The organism is Streptomyces misionensis (assembly GCF_007896895.1).
Classification (GTDB): Bacteria; Actinomycetota; Actinomycetes; order Streptomycetales; family Streptomycetaceae; genus Streptomyces; species Streptomyces misionensis_A.
This window is the reverse complement of the sequence record NZ_VOGW01000051.1, coordinates 1-17,674: the sequence shown is the minus strand read 5'-3', so window position 1 is coordinate 17,674 and position 17,674 is coordinate 1. Positions and strand designations below refer to the sequence as shown.

Annotated in this window: 15 protein-coding genes; 7 read left to right on the top strand and 8 right to left on the bottom strand. The window is 73.5% G+C overall.

The features are described 5' to 3' along the window. Nucleotides 1-69: 69 nt before the first annotated feature. A complete protein-coding gene (locus tag FRZ03_RS09160; protein WP_146464672.1) occupies nt 70-1,047 on the top strand; it encodes a LysR family transcriptional regulator in 978 nt (325 codons plus the stop codon). Here the strand turns inward: FRZ03_RS09160 and FRZ03_RS09155 are convergent. The 4 genes from FRZ03_RS09155 to FRZ03_RS09140 all read right to left on the bottom strand — a co-directional run bounded on the left by FRZ03_RS09155 (nt 1,016) and on the right by FRZ03_RS09140 (nt 3,996). Further along, nucleotides 1,016-1,651, bottom strand: coding sequence for a TOPRIM nucleotidyl transferase/hydrolase domain-containing protein (locus FRZ03_RS09155; RefSeq protein WP_146464671.1), 636 nt, complete (start codon nt 1,649-1,651; stop codon nt 1,016-1,018). The genes FRZ03_RS09160 and FRZ03_RS09155 overlap by 32 nt on opposite strands. Before the next feature lie 137 nt (nt 1,652-1,788). After that, on the bottom strand, nt 1,789-2,352 hold the full coding sequence (locus tag FRZ03_RS09150) for a TetR/AcrR family transcriptional regulator (protein WP_146464670.1): 564 nt from the start codon (nt 2,350-2,352) through the stop codon (nt 1,789-1,791). A 56-nt stretch (nt 2,353-2,408) separates the two neighbouring features. Then, a complete protein-coding gene (locus FRZ03_RS09145) occupies nt 2,409-3,800 on the bottom strand; it encodes an amidase (protein WP_146464669.1) in 1,392 nt (463 codons plus the stop codon). Continuing rightward, nucleotides 3,787-3,996: a hypothetical protein gene (locus FRZ03_RS09140; protein ID WP_146464668.1), complete on the bottom strand. Its 210-nt coding sequence runs from the start codon at nt 3,994-3,996 to the stop codon at nt 3,787-3,789. The genes FRZ03_RS09145 and FRZ03_RS09140 overlap by 14 nt, the downstream gene beginning before the upstream one ends. A gap of 130 nt (nt 3,997-4,126) precedes the next feature. Here FRZ03_RS09140 and FRZ03_RS09135 point away from each other — a divergent pair, with 130 nt between their 5' ends. After that, nucleotides 4,127-5,032, top strand: coding sequence for an MBL fold metallo-hydrolase (locus FRZ03_RS09135; RefSeq protein WP_146464667.1), 906 nt, complete (start codon nt 4,127-4,129; stop codon nt 5,030-5,032). A gap of 55 nt (nt 5,033-5,087) precedes the next feature. On the opposite strand, the gene FRZ03_RS09130 is transcribed toward FRZ03_RS09135, so the two are convergent. Together FRZ03_RS09130 and FRZ03_RS09125 are read right to left on the bottom strand one after the other, a co-directional pair. Beyond that, nucleotides 5,088-6,587: a metallophosphoesterase family protein gene (locus tag FRZ03_RS09130; RefSeq protein WP_261398770.1), complete on the bottom strand. Its 1,500-nt coding sequence runs from the start codon at nt 6,585-6,587 to the stop codon at nt 5,088-5,090. A 257-nt stretch (nt 6,588-6,844) separates the two neighbouring features. Continuing rightward, on the bottom strand, nt 6,845-7,825 hold the full coding sequence (locus FRZ03_RS09125; protein ID WP_146464666.1) for an alpha/beta fold hydrolase: 981 nt from the start codon (nt 7,823-7,825) through the stop codon (nt 6,845-6,847). 241 nt (nt 7,826-8,066) lie between these two features. On the opposite strand from FRZ03_RS09125, the gene FRZ03_RS09120 reads away from it, so the two are divergent. Next, the gene (locus FRZ03_RS09120; RefSeq protein ID WP_261398767.1) at nt 8,067-10,169 is read left to right on the top strand and encodes a HelD family protein; all 2,103 of its coding nucleotides are present in this window, start codon (nt 8,067-8,069) and stop codon (nt 10,167-10,169) included. 109 nt (nt 10,170-10,278) lie between these two features. Here the strand turns inward: FRZ03_RS09120 and FRZ03_RS09115 are convergent, their stop codons facing one another. Then, nucleotides 10,279-10,827, bottom strand: coding sequence for a GNAT family N-acetyltransferase (locus FRZ03_RS09115; RefSeq protein ID WP_146464665.1), 549 nt, complete (start codon nt 10,825-10,827; stop codon nt 10,279-10,281). A gap of 39 nt (nt 10,828-10,866) precedes the next feature. Further along, nucleotides 10,867-11,994, bottom strand: coding sequence for a DUF6183 family protein (locus FRZ03_RS09110; protein ID WP_146464664.1), 1,128 nt, complete (start codon nt 11,992-11,994; stop codon nt 10,867-10,869). Nucleotides 11,995-12,325: 331 nt separating this feature from the next. Here FRZ03_RS09110 and abc-f point away from each other — a divergent pair, with 331 nt between their 5' ends. From abc-f to FRZ03_RS09075, 4 genes are all read left to right on the top strand, one after another. Further along, a complete protein-coding gene (gene abc-f / locus FRZ03_RS09100; protein ID WP_146464662.1) occupies nt 12,326-13,960 on the top strand; it encodes a ribosomal protection-like ABC-F family protein in 1,635 nt (544 codons plus the stop codon). A gap of 79 nt (nt 13,961-14,039) precedes the next feature. Next, nucleotides 14,040-15,695 (top strand): ABC-F family ATP-binding cassette domain-containing protein, encoded by a 1,656-nt coding sequence (locus FRZ03_RS09090; RefSeq protein ID WP_146464660.1) that lies wholly within the window; start codon nt 14,040-14,042, stop codon nt 15,693-15,695. 136 nt (nt 15,696-15,831) lie between these two features. Continuing rightward, entirely contained in the window at nt 15,832-16,284 is a 453-nt protein-coding gene (locus tag FRZ03_RS09085) for a hypothetical protein (protein ID WP_146464659.1), read from the top strand. Between the two features lie 659 nt (nt 16,285-16,943). Next, the coding region (locus FRZ03_RS09075; RefSeq protein WP_146464657.1) for an ATP-binding protein at nt 16,944-17,674 on the top strand (731 nt) is incomplete at its 3' end.

Below are 17,674 nucleotides of genomic sequence, written 5' to 3'. Positions count from 1 at the left end.
CCTTGAGGCTAGGAGCGCGCGGGGCATGCGCCAAGCGATGATCACGCATATCTGGTATGCGTAAGACGCATGGACTTCTCCAGTACGGCCCTACGGGTGCTGCGTCAGGTCGCCGAGTCGGGCAGCTTCACCGCGGCGGCCTCCCGGCTCGGCTACACCCAGTCGGCGATCTCGCGTCAGGCGGCGGCGCTCGAACGGAGCGCGGGCACCGTGCTGTTCGAGCGCCGCTCCGACGGTGTGCGGCTCACCCCCGCGGGCCTCACCCTGCTGCGGCACGCCCGCACCATCCTGGACTCCGTCGAGGCGGCCGAGCTCGAACTCGCCGGCTCCGCATCGCGGACGGAGCCGGTACGGCTGGGCGTGTTCCCCAGTGCCGGGGCCGCGCTCCTCCCCGAACTGCTCACGCGGCTCGCGACGGTCGGCCCGCACATCACGCTGACGACCCGCGAGGGCACCACGCCCGCCCTGATGCGGGGCCTGCGCGCGGGCTCGATCGACATCGCCGTACTGACGTCCCGCCCGCCGCACCGGCCGTCTGACGGCGAATCCCCCAGGCTGCACATCGAAACGGTCGAGGAGACCGAACTGCGCGTGGCGGCCTCGGTGTCCGGTCCGTTCTCCGGCCGCACCGCCGTGCACGTCGACGAGCTCGTCGACGCCCCCTGGATCGCCACCCCGTCGTCGGACGCCGAACCCCTCCTCGGGGTCTGGCCCGGCCTGCCGGGACGGCCCCGTGTCGTCCACGCGACGAGCGACTGGCTGACCAAACTGCGGCTGGTCGCCGCGGGGTTCGGCGTGACGACCGTGCCGTCCGGCATGTCGGGGGTCCTGCCCGACGGGGTGAGCCTGCTCCGCGTGGACGGAGCGCCCCCCGAGGTCCGCCGCATCCTGGTGGCCCGCCTTCCCGGCCGACCGGCCCCGGGCGTCCCGGCCGTCGTCCGGGCGATCGCTTCGGCCGCCCGAGCCGTCGACGGCGGTGCCGCCCACCGGACCCGTCCACACGGTCCCGCCGCTGTCATCCCGCCTGAATCTCCGCCAGTCTGCTGAGCAGGCCGGCGAGTGGGGCGGGGGTCCGGTCGGGGGCGAGGTCCTCGACGAGGACGCGACCGTAGTGGATCTTCCGCCCCTTCTTGGTGCCGAGGAAGCGTCTGTACTGCTGCTGCGGGGAACGGTCGCGCTGGGCGGGCTGGCGCAGGAAGGTCCTCAGGGCGCGCAGGTCGCCTTCCGCCCGGACGAGTTCCGCCACCCGTGCCACGCCCAGGGCGCGGATGAGTTCGTCCTCCAGGTCCGCCGCGCAGACGAAGAAGTCCTGCCGGCCGGCACCGGCCTGCCGGAAGCCGCGTGCGTAGTAGGGGTGTTCCGCCTCGTCGCACAGGCCCGTGAGGCGCAGGCCCAAGCCCGCTGGTCCGAGGAGCCGGGTGTAGCGCCCGACGCTCATCGCACCGCCGATCGGCAGGACGCAGACGCCCTCGGCCGCCAGGTCCCGGCCGCGGCCCGCCGCCAGCGCGTCGACCGCCGCGACGTCGCTCGGTCCTTCCAGCAGCACGGCAACCCGGACGGCCGACCGTGCGGCCAGTTCCCGCGCCGGGTCGCCCGGTCCACCCGCCGCCCAGGCCGTGACCGCGTCCCGGAACGCCCCCATGCCAGTCATGGGACGAGTCTCGGCCTGTGACGGGGACACCGCGAGGCAATTTCCGTGGGTGCGCGGATCGGGCGGCCGCGGGGGAGGAGACGGGCGGCGGGCGGTCCGGGCGGCGGCTGCGCGCGGGGCCGCACCGTCTTGTCCGCTCAGTGTGCGGCCGGGGCGAGGACGGCTGTCACCAGCCGGCGCGCGTACGCGCTGTCGAGCCCGTCCGGGCGGAAGAGGATGCGGTACATCAGGGGCGCCACGACATGGTCGATGACCGCTTCGGTGCCCGGGGTCCGCTCGCCGCGTCCGGCGGCCCTGGCGAGGACGGCGTCGATCTGCTCGGCGGCATAGGCGGAGCACTGGCCGGCGTTGCCGCCGTCCGGGTCGCCGAGCAGGGCGTCGCGGATGTAGGCGCGGCCGGTGGGGGAGGACATCTCGTCCAGGAACTGCTCGGCCCAGCTCGTCAGATCGCTCAGCAGCGATCCGTGGTCGCCCGGTGCCGTCTCGGGCCGCAGCCGTTCGACCGCCACGTCCGACAGCAGTTCCTGGAGGTCCCCCCAGCGTCGGTAGATCGTCGACGGGGTCACGCCCGCGCGTTGGGCGACCTGCGGGACGGTGAGCGCCTCCCGGCCGTTCTCCGCGACGAGTTCGCGTACGGCGGCGTGCACTGATGCCTGGACCCGGGCGCTGCGGCCGCCCGGACGCACCATCTGCCTGCTCATGGCCTTCATCTTAAAGCAAATTCATTGCGTCTGACGAAGGTCCTTTTCCGGCCGGCTCAGGCCGCGCGCGCGAGTTCCCGGGCGGGCCGGGTCCGTTCATAGGCGTGGCCGACGCGCAGGAGCACGCTCTCGCCGAGGGGGCGCCCCAGCAACTGCATGCCGATCGGCAGTCCCGCCGTGTCGTGGCCGACCGGCAGGCAGAGGGAGGGTACCCCGGTGATGTTGGCGGGGGACGAGAGGCGCACGTAGGCGTCGGACACACTCTCGGCACTGCCGTCGGCCCAGGTGATCGTCTCCTGCCCGGCCTTCACGGCGGTGGCCGGGACGGCCGGAGCGGCGATCAGGTCGACCTCCCGCAGGAGGCGGTGCCACGCGTCCCGCATCAGGGTGCGCGAGCGCTGGGCGCGCAGGTAGTCCCCGGCGCTCATCAGCTCCCCGGCCTCCAGGAGGACGCGGACGTCGGCCTGGTAGAGATCGGGCACCGTGCGCAGGGTGCGTTCGTGGTAGGCCGTGGCCTCGGGCACCATCAGGCCCCAGTGCGTGGCCTGGACGTACCGGGCCATGGGGATCTCGACGTCGACGAGGCGTGCGCCGAGGGCTCGGAGCCGGTCGACGGCGTGCCGGACGGCGGTCTCCACCTCCGGGTCGACCCGGTCGAAGTAGTAGGTGCTCGGCACGCCGATCCGCAGACCGGACAGGTCCGTGCCCGCGGCCGGCCGGTAGTCGGTGGCCGGCGCGGTGAGCGAGGCGGGGTCGCGCGGGTCGTACCCGGTCAGCGCGGTCAGCACCAGGCCGGCGTCCTCGACGGTGCGGGTGATCGGGCCGACGTGGTCCAGGGACCAGGACAGGGATGTCACGCCGTGGCGGGAGACGAGGCCGTAGGTCGGCTTGAGGCCGACGACCCCGTTGAGTGCGGCGGGCACCCGGATCGAGCCGCCGGTGTCGGTGCCGAGGGCGAAGGTCGCGGAGCCGGCCGCGACGGCCACGGCGGATCCGCCGCTCGACCCGCCGGCGACCCGGCCCGGGTCCCAGGCGTTGTGGGTCTGCGGGGTGGTGAGGCCGTAGGCGAACTCGTGCGTGTGCGTCTTGCCGAGGAGGACCGCACCGGCCGCCGCCAGGCGCGCGGCGACCGCGCTGTCGCCGGCCGCGCGGTGGTCGGCGCGGACCCGGGAGCCGGCCGAGGTGGCCGTGCCGGCGACGTCGATCAGGTCCTTCAGGCCCATCGGGATGCCGTGCAGCGGGCCGCGGTGGCGGCCGGCCGCGATGTCACGTTCGGCCGCGCGTGCGGCCTCGCGGGCGCGCTCGGCGTCGACGGCCGCGTAGGCCCGCAGGCGCGGTTCCGTCCGTTCGATCCGCTCCAGGACGGAGTCCACGAGCTCCACGGGGGACAGGCGCCGGGCGCGGATCGCGTCGGCGGCCTCGGTCAGGGACATCTCATACGGCCGCATCGGGCTGCTCCTGTTCGGCGCGGTAGGCGTGGGCGGGCGGGGTGTCGCCGAACTCCAGCTCCCGCAGGACGGCGACGACCGAGTGGATGTGGTGGGCGGTGGCGGCGACCGCGGCATGGCGGTCGGCCGGCAGCGAAAGTCCGGAACGCGCGGCCCAGCGGGCGGCTTCCGCGGGGTCGAGGTCGCCAGGGGACATGGGCCTCTTCTCTCGTCGGGGCCGGGCGGAGGGAAGCCCGGCCGCTAAAGCTAACTCTTTGCGTTAGGTGACTGTAGGGCCTACGATGCGCTTAACGCAAACAAATAGCTTTTATTGCGAAGGGAAGATCATGAACGCTTCCGCCTCGGGCGGCGTCTCCGTCTGGAGCGTGGGCGGCATCCGCGTCCACCGCATCGACGAGACCGTCCTGCCACCCGCCACCGGGCAGTGGCTGCTGCCGGACGCCACGCCCGCCCTCGTCACCGCTCAGGACTGGCTGCGCCCCGACTTCGCCGACGCCGAGGGCGTCCTGCGCCTCGACAGCCACAGCTTCGCCTTCGCCCTCGGCGGGCTGCGCGTCGTGGTGGACACCGGCATCGGCAACGGCAAGGAGCGGGCCAACCCCGCCTGGCACAACCTGCGCACCGGCTATCTCCAGCGCCTCACCGACGCCGGTTTCCCGCCGGACGAGGTGGACCTGGTGATCCTCACGCACCTGCACGCCGACCACGTCGGCTGGAACACCCGCCAGGTGAACGGCGAGTGGGTCCCCACCTTCCCCCGCGCCCGCTACCTCGTGTCCCGCACCGAGCGCGCGTTCTGGGCCGGATACGACATGGAGGAAGCCCGCAGGCAGATGTTCCGGGACTCCGTCGTCCCGGTGGAGGAATCAGGGCTGCTCGACCTCGTCGACATCCCCGCCGAGGGCACCGAGATCGCCCCCGGCCTGCGCCTGCTGCCCACCCCGGGGCACACCCCCGGCCACCTCGCCGTCGAACTGTCCGACGGCGGCCGCAGGGCTCTGATCACCGGCGACTGCGTCCACCACCCCTTTCAGTTCGCCCATCCCGCCGTCGGCGCCTGCGTCGACATCGACCCCGAACGCTCGGAGCGTTCCCGCCGCGCCCTGCTCGACTCGCTCGCCGGCACCGACACGCTCCTCCTGGGCACCCACTTCCCCCCGCCCACGGCCGGCCGTGTCGTCTCCCACGAGGGCGCCTACCGCCTTTCGCCCGTCCCCGCGGACCGGCCCTGACCCCGGGCGGCACCGGCGATCGTGCCGCCCCCGGATCCGCGCGGCTGCGCGGAACTCAGTGGCACACGAACGTCTTGTCCGCCGCGCTGGTGCTCAGGGCGCACGTCTGGCCCCGGACCGCCCCGGACGCGTCGTGGAAGGTGAGGTTCCAGGTGCCGCCGCCGTCCGCCAGCACCGCGTATCCGAAGACGCCCTGTCCCCCTGGGGTCTGCTCCTGAGTGATCGACTGGTGGACGGCCGTCGGCGGTGTGCCGATCTCCTTCCCCACGACCTTGGCGTCGTCAGGGCCGTTGTCCAGCGGCCCGCCCGAGGAGCCCACGGTCAGCTGGGGCGGACGTCCGGTGCCGAAGTCGAGCATCTGGTAGAGGTGGATGTGGCCCGAGAGCACCAGGCGTACGTTGTCCGCCAGCCGGTGCAGGCCGGTCGCGGCGACGGCCGCGTCGAGGACGGGCGTCGCCCATTCCACGTTCTGGGGCAGGGTTCCGGCCGCCTTCACCATCCACACCGGCTTGTGCGTGAACACGAAGTAGTCGTTGGCCGGGTGTTGCCGCGCGGCCTGGTTCACGGCCTCGAAACGCCTGGTGAAGACTCCGCTCTGCGCGGTACTGCCCGTGTCGCCGGGATCGGCGAAGGAGGAGTCCACCGAGACGAGGTTCAGGGTGCCGGCCCTGATCGGCACGGTGGGACTGTAGGTGATGCACCTCCCGTCGGGGCGCAGCACGTCGGCGAGGTAGCGGAACCAGGAGCCGCCCGCACCGCCTTGCTGCGCCGCGTTGCAGTCCTCGTGGTTGCCGCGGGTCAGCGCGACGGGCGCGGTGGCCAGCAAGGGCTCGGCCGGCCGGAAGAAGTCGGCGACCACGCAGTCCCAGCCGGCCCGGTCGGCGGTCGTGGTGCAGCCCGGGTTGGCCGCCTTGTCGTTCTCCCTCGCCGGGTCCTCCCGGTAGAGGTAGTCACCGACGTGCACCACGAGGTCCGGCCGGGTGACGGCGGCGGCGTTGGCCGCGATCCGGGGGAAGGGCCAACCGGTCTGATGGTTCGCGCAGTTCTGCACCGGGCCCGTCGCCGGGACCTCGCAGCCGGTGTCCCCGATGACGGCGACCCGGCGCGGCCGGGTGGCCGACGTCCAGTCGGGCAGCGGAAGCTGACGGTTGGCCGGGTGCACGACAGCCGCCTGGACGGACGACTGCTCCAGTACCGCGTTCGAGGCCGCGAGAGGCACGGCCAGCTCGCACACCGTGGTCGGGAACTGGGACCCCATCGGGGTGCTCACCCGGGTCATGGAATGCGGGTCCCTGCTCGTGCCCAGGGTGTAGCGGACGGCAGGACACGTCTGGCTGGTGTCGGTGGAGACGTAGCGGATCCGCGTGCCCTGTCCGGTCAGCTGCGTCCAGGCCCATGCCTCGCCGCCGGCCGTTCCCGGCGGGGGCGGTGACGTGGCGGGCGGCCGCGGGCCCGCCCCGTCCGCCTGGGTGGACGCGGGCGCGGCGGCCGCGGCCACTCCTGTGGCCAGCACACCGACCGCGGTGAGAACGACGATCCGACGAAAGGCGGGCACAGTTCCTCCGGCCGTGTGTCCAGGTCACCCACGGCCACCTGGCCGGGGCCGCACCTGAATGCTCATCGACGCCGCGGCGCCGCGCAGCGCCGGCGCGGCGAACGGCTGACGGCACGGACACCCCGCCGCGCGCGCCGGCCCGGCGGTGCTGTCGCCCGGCCGGGCCGGGCCCGGCAGCAGCGGAACCGCGGTAGGCGCACCGGGCGGCGGCGACGGCCGCATGGCCCGCGACGCCGCTGCCGGCCGGCGTACCCGGATCAGACGGGCAGGCCGGAGAGCCAGCCGGTCAGGATCCGGTTGACCTCGGCGGGCCGCTCCTGCTGGATCCAGTGGCCGCACCCGTCGAGGATGTGCGAGGAGACCAGGCCCGGCAGCGTGACCGGGTACGCCTCGATGGCGTCGGCCAGCCAGGTCGTGGAGGCGTCGAGGCCGCCGCCGACGAACACCGACGGCTGGGTGATCGGAGCACCGTCGAAGGGGGCGAGGTCCTCCCAGTCGCGGTCCATGGCGCGGTAGCGGTTGAGCGCTCCGGTCAGGCCCGTGCGCTCGAACTCCCCGGCGTAGAAGTCGAGCTCGTCCTCACCGAGCCAGGCGGGCCGGCGGCCGGCGGGGAACCGGTCGCGCAGGGTCCCGCCCCTGCCGACGAAGTGCGGGTCCGGCGCGCCGGGTCCGGGCATGGTGTCGGCGGACAGAGCGGCGTAGAAACCGGCGAGCCAGCCGCGAACGTCGGGTTCGATCTCGGCCTCGGCGCGGCCCGGTTGCTGGAAGTAGGAGACGTAGAACTCCTCGTCCCCGCCCATCCCGGCGAAGACGTCGCTGGGCCGGGGGCCGCCGCGCGGGGTGTAGGGAACGCTCAGCAGTCCCACCGCGCGGAAGACCTCCGGCCTGAGCAGCGCGGAGTTCGCGGCGATGGTGGCGCCCCAGTCGTGGCCGACGATCACCGCCGACTCCTCGCCCAGCGCGTGCACCACCGCGACGTTGTCCTCGACCAGGTCGAGCATCCGGTACGCGTCCGTCCCGGCCGGTGCGGCGGAACGGCCGTAGCCGCGCACGTCGACGGCGACGGCCCGGTACCCGGCCGCGGCGAGGGCCGGCAGCTGGTGGCGCCAGGAGTACCAGGACTCCGGGAAACCGTGCACGAGCAGCACCAGCGGTCCGCTGCCCTGCTCCACGAGGTGGATACGGCCCCCCGGCGAGGTCACCGACCGGTGTGTGATCTCCGAGACGTGCTGCGACATGTGCCTTCTCCCGCCTTGTCGGTCCTGCGTTCCGCCATGACGGGCCCGCCCAGCGGTCCGCCGGCTCGACGCCGATCATGGGGAGCTCCCGGCCGGAAGACGAGCGCGTTTGCCGGTTCGGCAAGTCGGCCCTCGGGCCTGGGCCACACTTCCCGGGTCTTGGTCAACGTTTACTTTTCCGGAACGGATCTGCATAGTGGCGCCTCGCGATAACGGCGGGCTGAACACGGAGGGCATTTTCTTGCCGCAGATCAACGATGGTGCCGCACACGAGGTGACAGTCGAGCAAGCCCAGGTGGCCGTCATAGGCGAGCTGTTCGACACACGCCTGGCGGAGGCACGGGCGGAGCTGGCGCACGTGCTCGCGTCACCACCCGACGGCGCGGCCGAGGCCCACGAACGCGAGGTGGCCGCCGGCCGGCTGGCGAGAGAGGTGCGCCGGCTGGAAGGGGCCGAGGAGGGACTCGTCTTCGGCCGCATCGACCTCGCCGACACGACGGTTCTGCGCATCGGACGGATCGGCCTGCACCGGGACCCGGACGACCTGCCCCTGCTGGTGGACTGGCGGGCCGAGGCCGCACGGCCCTTCTACGAGGCCACCCCGGTCCACCCGATGGGGCTGCGACGGCGCCGCCATCTGCGCCTTGCGGGCCGCACGGTGACCGGATTGAGCGACGAACTCCTCGACGGCTCCGCCCCCACCGGACAGGACGTGATCGGCGACAGCCCGCTGACCGCCGCGCTCCAGGAGAAGCGCACGGGCCGCATGGGAACCGCGGTCGCCACGCTCCAGGCCGAACAGGACGCGATCGTCCGCTCGCCGCACCGCGGCGTCACCGTGGTGCAGGGCGGCCCGGGCACCGGCAAGACCGTGGTGGCGCTGCACCGCGCCGCCTATGTGCTGTACGCGTTCCCCAAGGCATCGGAGCGCGGTGTGCTCGTCCTCGGGCCGAACACACGGTTCCTCGACTACATCAGCCAGGTCCTGCCCTCACTCGGCGAGAACGACGTCGTCCTCGCGACGTGCGAGGAACTCGCCGGCATCGCACCGGACACCGCGGCCCCCGTCGAGGCCGCGCGTCTGAAGGGGAGCGCCGCGCTGGCCGACGACCTGGCCGCCGTCGTCCGCTCCCGCCAGGCCCCCGACGACGACTTCGACGTCCGGATCGGGCGGGAACGGATCCGGCTGCCGGCGGAGGAGGTGGTACAAGCACGTGCGTCGGCGCAGACCAGCGGCCTCGCGCACAACCGGGCACGTCGGCTGTTCAAGGAACTGCTGATCGACGCCCTCGTCCGGGAACTCGCCCGCAGCGGCGCCGAGGAACTCGACCGGATCGACGCCCAGGTCGCGCAGCTGACCGGCCTCGACCTGGACCGGGTCGCCGCGGCCGACCTGCGCCGCCTCGGTATGGACGCCGCGCCCGCCTCCGGCGCCGACGAGTTCGACGCCGACACCGTGCGCGCCGGCCTGCTGGACGACGACTTCCTCGACGAGGCCGTCGAAGAGCTGTGGCCGCGCCTGACGCCCGGCGACGTGGTCCACACCCTGTTGGCCGACCCCGATGCCCCGGCCCCCCACCTGCGCCGGCTCGGCGACTCCGAGCAGGCCCTGCTGCGGCGAACCCCCGGCGCGCCCTGGACGGACGCCGACGTGCCGCTCCTCGACGAGGCGGCAAGCCTGGTCGACGGCCCGCCCGAGCGCACCTTCGGCCACGTCGTCGTCGACGAGGCACAGGAACTGACCGCCATGCAGTGGCGGATGGTCGTACGACGCTGCCCGGGCAGATCGATGACCCTGGTCGGGGACTTCGCCCAGGCAGGCCCGGCGACGGTGGCCCGGGACTGGCAGCAGGCACTCGGCCCGCAGCTCGGACGCCGCTTCGACCTGCGCACCCTGACGGTCAGCTACCGCACCACCCAGGAGATCCTCGCCACCACGGAGGACCTGCTCGCCCGCATCGCCCCCGGCCGCCCGGCGATCCGCTCGATCCGGCACGGCGAGCCGCCCCGGACCCTCACCACGGCCTCCACGTCGCTCCTCACCACCCTCGACCGTGAACTGCGGGACCAAGGCACCGCCCATCCGGGGGAGTTGACCGGGGTGATCTGCGCCGACGACCGGGTCGAACAGTTCATGGCCGCCGGCGTCGAACAGCACGCCCGGCTGGTTCCGGCCTCCCAGGCCAGGGGGCTGGAGTTCGACGCCGCGATCGTGGTCGATCCGGACCGGATCACCGCCGCCCGCCCCGGCGGCGAGCGCGACCTGTACGTCGCGCTCACCCGCGCCACCAAACGACTGTGCACCATCACCGTCACCGACGCCGCCGAGACCCCGGCGACGTGACCGTCGGGCGCGGGCCGCGATGCCCCTTCTCATGCGACGAGGGGGCATCGCGCGCCGCGCCCGCGTGCCGGGGCGGCCTCACGGGGGCCGGCCCGGCGGCCGAACGATCTCAGCCGGACGCGGTGAGCGCGGACCGGACACCGAACCACTGCTCGGCGCCGTACTCCTCGAACCGTTCCACCTCGGTGAAGCCCAGCTTCTCCGCGACCCGCATGGAGCGGACGTTGGCGGTCTGGGCGGTGAGCACCACCGGTTCGCCGGGGAGCGCGTCCGCGAACCAGTCGAGTGCCGCCGCGCACGCCTCGGCGGCATACCCGTGTCCCCACGCCTCGGGCAGGAACATGTAACCGAGTTCGGTCCTCCCGACATCAACGCGAACGTGACCGGGACCGTCCGCGTCGCGCCGGTCGAGCGTGACCATTCCGATCGTCGCCCCGTCGAGCTCCACCACGAAAAAGCCGGGGCGCCGCCCGGGCACCTCGGGCACTGTGCGTTCCAGTTCGTCGCGCGGCCTGGCGCCGCCGACGTAGGTTCCCACCTCGGGCGAGGCGAACAGCTCGATGATCGCCGCACGGTCCCGGTCCTCCGACTCGCGCAGCACGAGCCGTCCGGTGCGTATCGGGGCAGGCGGCCAGGCAAGGGGCCTTGGTTCGGTCATGGCGGGCAAGCTACCGCAACCCGCCGCCGGCAGGGGCGTTCAGTCGGTGTCGGTCGCGGCGAGCACGGCCAGGGAGCGGCGGTCGGGTGCCAGAGCGGCCAGACCGATGTCCCAGCCCACGTGCTCGAACCACGCGGTACCCGCGCTGAAACCGTGCCAGACGCAGTCCCGCACGCGTTCCTCGACCTCGCCGGCGGTGGCACCGTGCGGGCAGCGCGCCATCGCGGCCAGGGACTGCCAGGCAGCCAGACGGCCGTAGGCGCCGTACCAACCGGAGTTGTACGCCCCGCCCGTCGACGCCGCGGCGAAGAGCACGCGCCACGCGTGGGCGACCGGATGGACCGTGACCGACAGGGCGGTCTTCCTCCCCGCCCCGCGCAGACACGCGAGCCCCAGCGCCCCCAGGGCCTTCGGCACCGCCGGTGACTCCAGGGGCTCGGCCATGGCGAACACCCGTGCTTCGACACGCCCGTTGGACTCCTCGGCCCAGTTCGCCACGGCCCTGCCCAGCGCCGTGGCGGCGGCCGGCGTCGTCGTCTCCCTCACCGGGGGGACACGCGCGCCGCCGGTCAGCGCCGGTTCGCGGCCCGCCGAGGAGTCGTACGGCATCGAGTGGCTGCGGCCACGGACGCCGTGGCTCGGCAGGTCCGCGCCGCGCTCCAGGTCGGACAGGGTCGGCGGCAGCCAGCGCAGCGGATGACGACTCCAGTGCCGCGACCTCGCCCAGCCCGCGATTCCCGGCGTCTCCTCCACGCTCACACCCCGCAGCACCAGTTCGTGGACGAGGCAGGCTCGCAACTCCTCCTGGGCACGCCCCGTGAACACCACCGTCAAGTCCTCGGCCTCGTGGCCGGAGGCCAGCAGCGAAGCCATGTAGCGGTCCAGCTTCCGGGCGCCGGCCCGCGGGGAGGAGGAGACCAGTCGCAGCGCCTGGGCGACGTTCTCGGCACCCCGAGTGGTGGCCAGCAGCCGCAGCACATGGTCGAAGACGCTTCTGTACTGCCACGCCCGCCCCGCGGCGCCGTAGGCCGTGGCGCAAGCGATGCCAAGGTCCGCGGCGAAGGCGCAGTCCCCCCGCGCGACCCGCTCGTCGGCCGTCGCGCACACCCCGGTGACGTCCTCCAGGTCCGCCAGCCCCGCCACGATCGCCCGTATCCGATCAGCCACAGCCCCGACCCTACGCAACCCACGGCTCCGGCCGGGCCGGGGCGTGCCGCGGCGGACCGTCGCCGCCGACGCCCGGACGAGGGCCGGCGACGCACACCGCCTGGCGGCACGGCGCCTTTGCTATGCTGTGGACGACCTGAACCGTGTGAGTGAGGAGTCGCAGACGTGGTGGGTGACGACGACATCTCCGGGTGAGATCCGGATCTGACGGCCACCGGCCGGTGCTCAGGGGCGCCGCCGAGGTGGTCCGTTTCGTCGTACCCATTTTCCCCACGTCTGCCCAGGGCAGAGGTTCCCACAGCCCTGCCCTCGCACCTTCGAGGTCTCCTTCATGTCCGACGTCGCCGTCGTCTGCTCGCATCTCTCCTTCGCCTGGCCGGACGACACCCCGGTCTTCCACGACCTGTCCTTCACCGTGACCACCGGACGCACCGGCCTGGTCGCGCCCAACGGCTCCGGCAAGAGCACCCTGCTCAAGCTGATCGCCGGTGAACTCGAGCCCACCGCCGGCTCGTTGTCGGTCGGCGGGACGCTGGGCCACCTCCCGCAGAGCCTGCCCCTGACCGGTGATCTCACCGTCGCCGAGGTGCTCGGCGTCGCCGAGGTCATCCGCGCCCTGGACGCCGTCGAGGCCGGGGACGTCGGCGAGGAGCACTTCACCACCATCGGCGACGACTGGGACATCGAGGAACGCACCCGCGCCCAGCTCGACCGCCTGGGCCTCGCCGACCTCACCCTGGACCGCCGCCTGCACACGCTCAGCGGTGGCCAGGTCGTCTCGCTCGGCCTCGCCGCCCAGCTGCTCAGGCGCCCCGACGTGCTCCTGCTCGACGAGCCCACCAACAACCTCGACCTGACGGCCCGGCACAAGCTCTACGACGTGCTGGAGGACTTCACCGGCTGCCTGCTGCTGGTCAGCCACGATCGCGCGCTGCTCGACCGCATGGAACGCATCGCCGAACTCGGCGGCGACGAACTGCGCCTGTACGGCGGCAACTTCAGCGCGTACGAGGAGGCCGTGCGCGTCGAGCAGGAGGCGGCGGAGAAGAACGTCCGCAACGCCGAGCAGGAACTCAAGCGGGAGAAGCGGGAGATGCAGCAGGCCCGCGAACGCGCCGAGCGCCGGGCGAGCAACGCCGCCCGCAACCTCAAGAACGCCGGACTGCCCCGCATCTTCGCCGGCACCATGAAGCGCGGCGCGCAGGAGTCCGCGGGCCGGGCCGGCCAGATGCACGCGTCCCGGGTCAGCGAGGCCAAGGCCCGCCTCGACGAGGCCGGACGCGCCCTGCGCGACGAGCAGCGCCTCACCCTGGAACTGCCCGACACCAAGGTGCCCGCCGGCCGCACCCTCTTCCTCGGCGAGGGAATGCAGGTGCACCACGCGGGCCGGGCGGTGTTCGCCGACGGAGGCGTCGACCTGAGCGTCCGCGGCCCCGAGCGGATCGCGCTGACCGGGCCCAACGGCGCGGGCAAGACCACCCTGCTGCGGCTGGTCACCGGTGACCTCGCCCCCGACAGCGGGTCGATCAAGCGCGGCGACGGCCGGATCGCCTACCTCTCGCAGCGCCTGGACCTGCTGGACCTGGACCGCACCGTGGCGGAGAACTTCGCCGCCTTCGCCCCCGAGCGGCCCGAGGCGGAGCGGATGAACCTGCTCGCCCGCTTCCTCTTCCGGGGCGCCCGGGCACACCTGCCCGCCGGGGTCCTCTCCGGCGGCGAGCGGCTGCGGGCCACCCTGGCCTGCGTGCTGTGCGCCGAACCGGCTCCCCACCTGCTCCTGCTCGACGAGCCGACCAACAACCTCGACCTGGTCAGCGCGGCCCAGCTGGAGAGCGCGCTCGACTCCTACCAGGGCGCCTTCCTGGTGGTCAGCCACGACGAGCGGTTCCTCGCCGCGATCGGGGTGAACCGCCTGCTGCGGCTGGCCGACGGAACACTGACGGAGACGGGAGCCCCCGCGGTGTGAACCGCCGGTGTGTGACGTGGCCCGCGCACGAGGCCCCGCGCCCGGCGGGCCGACCACCGATCACCTTGGACGGACCCCCATGCCCCCGACCGCTCTGCTCGCCCACGACGTCGTCCGCACCCTCGGCGGCCGCCGTGTCCTCGACGGCGTCAGCCTCACCGCCCCACCCGGCCGGCGCATCGGCCTGATCGGGGAGAACGGCGTCGGCAAGTCCACCCTGCTGAGGGTGCTCGCCGGCGTCGACGACCCCGACGCCGGAAGCGTCACCCGCCCCGCCGACCTCGGTTTCCTGCACCAGGAGATGCCCTTCGACCCCGACGCGACCCTCACCGCCGTGCTCGACGAGGCGCTGCGCGAGGCCCGCGAGGACCTCGCGGAACTCGAACGGCTCGGCGAGGAACTGGCCCGCGTCCCCGAGGGCGACCCCGGCCACCGGGAACTCCTCGACACCTACGGCCGGTGCCTGGAGCGGGCCCGGCACCGCGAGTCCTGGGACGCCGACCGCCGCGCGGCCCTCGTACTGGACGGACTGGGCCTCGGCGCGCTCGGCCACGACCGCACCCTCGGCTCGCTGTCCGGCGGACAGCGCGGCCGGCTCGCGCTGGCGGCGCTGCTCGTCGGACGGCCGTCGGCACTGCTGCTCGACGAGCCGACCAACCACCTCGACGACGGCGCCGCCGCCTTCCTGGAGGAGCAACTGCGCGCCCTGCCCGGCTGCGTGGTGCTCGCCAGCCACGACCGGGCGTTCCTCGACGCCGTCTGCACCGATCTGCTCGACCTCGACCCGGCGGTGGACGGCCCGGTCCGCTACGGCGGCAACTACAGCGCCTACCTGGGCGAGAAGCACGCCGAGCGGGCCCGCTGGGAGCAGCGCTACGCCGAGGAACAGCAGGAACTGGAGGAACTGCGGTACGCGGCGGGCGTGACCGCGCACCGGGTCGCACCGGACCGTGGGCCGCGCGACAACGAGAAGATGGGCTACGGCCATCGGGCGGGCCGGGTGCAGAGCCAGATCTCCCGCCGGGTGCGCAACGCCACCCGGCGACTGGAGGAACTGGAGCGCACCCGGGTCGCCGAGCCGCCGCGCCCGCTGCGGTTCACGGCCGGGGAGCCGGCCGCCACCGCCCAGGAGGGCACTCGGCCGCTGGTCCGCCTGCGGGACGCCCGGGTGCCCGGCCGGCTCTCGCTGGACGCCCTGGAAGTGTCGGCCACCGAGCGGCTGCTGGTCACCGGGGGCAACGGAGCGGGCAAGTCGACGCTGCTCGCGGTGCTCGCCGGACACCTGCCGGCCGAGGGCGAGGTGTGCAGACGCGGCGGGCTGACGGTGGGTTTCCTCACCCAGGACACCGTGTTCGAGCGACCCGAGCGCACGGTCCGCGACACCTACGCGCTGTCCCTGGGGCCGGCACGCGCCGAGCAGGTGCCGCTGCTCTCGCTCGGCCTGCTGCACGACGCGGACCTGGACAAACCCGTCGGCCGGCTGTCGGTCGGGCAGCGCCGGCGGCTCGCGCTGGCCCTTCTGGTGGCCCGGCCGCCCCAGTTGCTGCTGCTCGACGAGCCCACCAACCACCTGTCCCCGCGGCTGTGCGACGAGTTGGAGGAGGCCTTCGCCACCGGCCCGGGCGCGATCGTCGTCGCCAGCCACGACCGGTGGCTGCGGCGACGCTGGCAGGGCCGGGAACTGCGGCTGGAACCGGCACCCGGACGGCGGTCGCTCGCGGGCACCGTGAAGTGAATGAGGAGGCTCCGGCTGTGCCGTCGAGATGAGCGTTCTCGTTCGGTGTGCCCTGCGAAGCGAGGAAATGCGGAGATTTCGCAGTCAAGCGTCGAAGACCGCGCCCGGCGCCCGGGCACCGGCGACCATCGGGAACATGAAGAGGACTCTTGCCGCCGCCTCGCTCGGCCTGGCCACCGCGCTCGCCTTGGTCTCACCGGCCGAGGCGGCCCCGACCCCGCCCGGGGACACACCGGCGCTCGCCTGCGGGCTGGGCACGGTCGACCTCACCAACCCGCCCATCGGCTACCCCGTCGCCACGATCCACGACGTGGCGAAGAGGCTGGGGCTGGCCGAAGACCCCACCGCCGTCGGCCTGGGCTGCGACCGGTCCCTCCCGACCGACCCGTACTCCGACACCCACACCTACCCCGGGTCCGGCCCGGTCGCGCTCCGCACCGGCGAAAGGGCCCCGACCCAGGTGTACTGCACCGACTCGGTCAGCGCCCTCGGCGACATCATCGGCAATGGCGGCGCCGTGCCAGGAGGCAAGACGCTCGCGGTGATCGGCTCGGGCTGCGTCGTGGAAGCGAACCCGATCGACATCTAGGGTCTTTCGTTCGGAGCGGGCCGGATCAGCGAGCCCGGCATGATCCGGACGAGAGGCCCTGGCGAGCGGCCGCCGGAGCGGCGGGCGGTCACGAAATCGTCTCACACCGGACAAAGCAAGATCATCTGATCCGACGTCAGCCCCCGACGGGACAGCCTCTAGACTCGGCGCCCGTACGAGTCATGACCACTACCGGAAGGGGCCACATGTTCCAGGACGCTCCGATCTACCACCAGCTTGTCGCGGAGCGTGGCGATGTACCCGCGCGCGTACGTGACGCGGCGACGAGCATACTGCGTGAACTCGATCACGTGATCGGTGCGATGGCGGTGCCCGCCCTCTCCGCGAACCCTCTGCCGATGCGACATTCCGAGGCCGCGGCGAGAACGGCGCTCCCGCTACCCAGGCCGTAGGCGACCGCCGGGCGCGGGTACGGGGCCGGGTGCTCGATCGAGGAGGGCCGGGCCTCGCGGGTTCGGCCCTCGGCGGGTGTGCTTCTGCGGCGCCGATCCGCCCAAGGGGCGGAACGTGGACCCCTACCCCCGCCGCCCCCGAAGACGGCGTGACGCCACTCGGTCGGCCGTGCGCACGGTGGGCCGATCGGCGCGCGCCCGGCCCGTGGGGCCGCCGGGGCGCACGCGCGGCGGCACACTGGGCGCATGAGCCTTGATCCGCGGGAAGCGGTGCGGCGGTTTCCTCCGCGGCCACGGAGTGCGCGGGCGGCCAGACGGTTCGTCCGAGCCGTCCTCGAAGGGGCCGAGCCGGAGGTGATCGACGCCGCCGAGCTGCTGACCGGCGAGCTGGTGACCAACGCCGTGCTGCACGCGCGCACCGAGGTCGACGTACGGGTGCGGGCCGCCGACGGGGCCGTCCGGGTCCGGGTCGGCGACCGCCGGCCGGTTCGCCCGGTGGTCTCCCGGCAGGGGCATCTGTACGCCGCCACCGGCTGGGGACTGGGCCTCGTCGAGCGGCTGGCCGCCCGGCACGGTGTCGAGGTGGCCGAGGACCACAAGGCCGTGTGGTTCGAGCTGCGGCCGGACGCGGCGCCGCCGGGCACCTCCTCCTGGCCGCGGGTGCCGGCTCCCGGGCCGCCCGGCACCGTCATCCTGGTCGATCTGCCGTACGCGCTGTACTCGGCCGCGCGCCAGCACCGGCACGCACTGCTGCGTGAACTCGTGCTGGCCGACCTCGAGGGTGCCGCCCTCGGCCTGCCGACCGCGGACCTGCTCACCGCCCATGACGCGAACAACCTGATCAGCGCCTGCGTCGCCGCGGCGTCGGGGGAGCAGCAGACCGACCAGGACATCCCCACTCTGACCCTGGCGGTCCCGGCGGACGCGGTCGAGGGCATGGCCGTCCTGCGCCGGGTGCTCGACCTGGCCGAGGAGAT

Coding starts and splice junctions, on each gene's coding strand:
- FRZ03_RS09090 (WP_146464660.1), top strand. CDS start 14,040: ATGCCCCCGACCGCTCTGCTCGCCCACGACGTCGTCCGCACCCTCGGC.
- FRZ03_RS09145 (WP_146464669.1), bottom strand. CDS start 3,800: ATGCGGCCGTATGAGATGTCCCTGACCGAGGCCGCCGACGCGATCCGC.
- FRZ03_RS09135 (WP_146464667.1), top strand. CDS start 4,127: ATGAACGCTTCCGCCTCGGGCGGCGTCTCCGTCTGGAGCGTGGGCGGC.
- FRZ03_RS09140 (WP_146464668.1), bottom strand. CDS start 3,996: ATGTCCCCTGGCGACCTCGACCCCGCGGAAGCCGCCCGCTGGGCCGCG.
- FRZ03_RS09160 (WP_146464672.1), top strand. CDS start 70: ATGGACTTCTCCAGTACGGCCCTACGGGTGCTGCGTCAGGTCGCCGAG.
- FRZ03_RS09115 (WP_146464665.1), bottom strand. CDS start 10,827: ATGACCGAACCAAGGCCCCTTGCCTGGCCGCCTGCCCCGATACGCACC.
- abc-f (WP_146464662.1), top strand. CDS start 12,326: ATGTCCGACGTCGCCGTCGTCTGCTCGCATCTCTCCTTCGCCTGGCCG.
- FRZ03_RS09125 (WP_146464666.1), bottom strand. CDS start 7,825: ATGTCGCAGCACGTCTCGGAGATCACACACCGGTCGGTGACCTCGCCG.
- FRZ03_RS09150 (WP_146464670.1), bottom strand. CDS start 2,352: ATGAGCAGGCAGATGGTGCGTCCGGGCGGCCGCAGCGCCCGGGTCCAG.
- FRZ03_RS09085 (WP_146464659.1), top strand. CDS start 15,832: ATGAAGAGGACTCTTGCCGCCGCCTCGCTCGGCCTGGCCACCGCGCTC.
- FRZ03_RS09155 (WP_146464671.1), bottom strand. CDS start 1,651: ATGACTGGCATGGGGGCGTTCCGGGACGCGGTCACGGCCTGGGCGGCG.